We start from the raw sequence: 1,228 nt of genomic DNA, 5'->3' as shown, positions 1-1,228 counted from the left end.
TGCTCGTATACTGAAAATCCGGACTACTTTATTTCTAGGGTAGAATCCGAGATAATCAAGTATAGGAGTTTTTATTATGCCAACAAGAAAATATACACCTGAATTTAAATCATCCATCGTTGCCTTGTACAATGATGGACGTTCTGCCAATTCCCTAGCCAATGAATATCATTTGGCTGTTCAAACGGTTACCGGTTGGGTTAAAAAAGCCCAAATCGTTGGCACTGATGCTAAGGGTAAGCCAATAACTCGTGCTGAATTTAATGCGATGCAAAAGGAAATGGCTCGCTTGAAAGAGGAAAATGAAATCTTAAAATTAGCGGCCGTTTTGCTCGGCGAACATCGCAAGTAAAACGTAAGACCCATTTGCCAATTGTTCAGTTATTGCTAAAAAAGCATTTTAAACTCATTTCAGTGCTTCGCCTGCTCAAAATACCTAAAAGCACCTACTATGAATGGGTTCACTATGTTGAGACTAATCGACAACGCGAAGACATTATTTTAAAAGCCTTGCTACAGGATATTTGGCAAAATAACTATAAGGCTTACGGGGCACCGCGCCTGAGATTAGCATTAGCTGATTTGAATTTACACCATGGCATCAATCGGATTCGTCGTTTAATGCGAGCAGCCGGTATTTACTCTGTCATGAGTCGTCGATTTAACAAACCAACGACAACAGTTGATTACAGCCAACGACCCAACTTAATTAAACATTTACCAGCGGCTAATGCTTGGAGTATGGATATCACTTATTTAAAGTTAAACAATGGCCAGTGGGTTTATTTAGCATCGGTTTTAGAGTTACGAACGCATCAGATTTTAAGCCATCAAATCAGTACCACAATGGACACAAGACTAGTGGTCACAACTCTACAACGAGCGTTTTCAACACATCAGAAGCCGAGTTATTTACACACAGATATGGGCAGTCAGTTCACTAGTTTTGGCTTTGAAAATTTGTTAAATCACCACAAAATTGATCATTCATATTCAAAGCTAGGGCATCCATACGATAATGCAAAAATTGAAAGTTTTCACTCACTATTGAAGCGTGAAATGATTTATCAATTCCGATTTCCGTCAATTGCCCATCTAATTTTAGATGTGGCAAAGTATATTCATTGGTTTAACAACGAAAGAATCAGTATTGCCGATCGAAAAATGAAAGTAGCTTAATCACTGCAGCCCTAGATAAAAAATAGTCCGATTTATTGACTTATGAGCA

General features: G+C 38.3%; 2 protein-coding genes. Both read left to right on the top strand.

Annotated features, from left to right (window positions below; genetic code table 11):
- The first annotated feature begins 76 nt into the window (after positions 1-76).
- Complete coding sequence (locus tag K5Q14_RS09725; protein ID WP_147002126.1) at positions 77-352, top strand: transposase; 276 nt, start codon at positions 77-79, stop codon at positions 350-352.
- 14 nt (positions 353-366) lie between these two features.
- A complete protein-coding gene (locus tag K5Q14_RS09720) occupies positions 367-1,179 on the top strand; it encodes an IS3 family transposase (protein WP_220735501.1) in 813 nt (270 codons plus the stop codon).
- Positions 1,180-1,228 lie beyond the last annotated feature (49 nt).

Origin of the sequence: Leuconostoc inhae (assembly GCF_019656015.1) — a bacterium.
Lineage (GTDB): Bacteria > Bacillota > Bacilli > Lactobacillales > Lactobacillaceae > Leuconostoc > Leuconostoc inhae_A.
The sequence above is the reverse complement of the archived record's forward strand: the minus strand, read 5'-3'. Positions and strand labels throughout refer to the sequence as shown.

Bases quoted from the DNA above. Each gene is read 5' to 3' on its own strand.
- K5Q14_RS09725 (WP_147002126.1), top strand. From the start codon at position 77: ATGCCAACAAGAAAATATACACCTGAATTTAAATCATCCATCGTTGCC.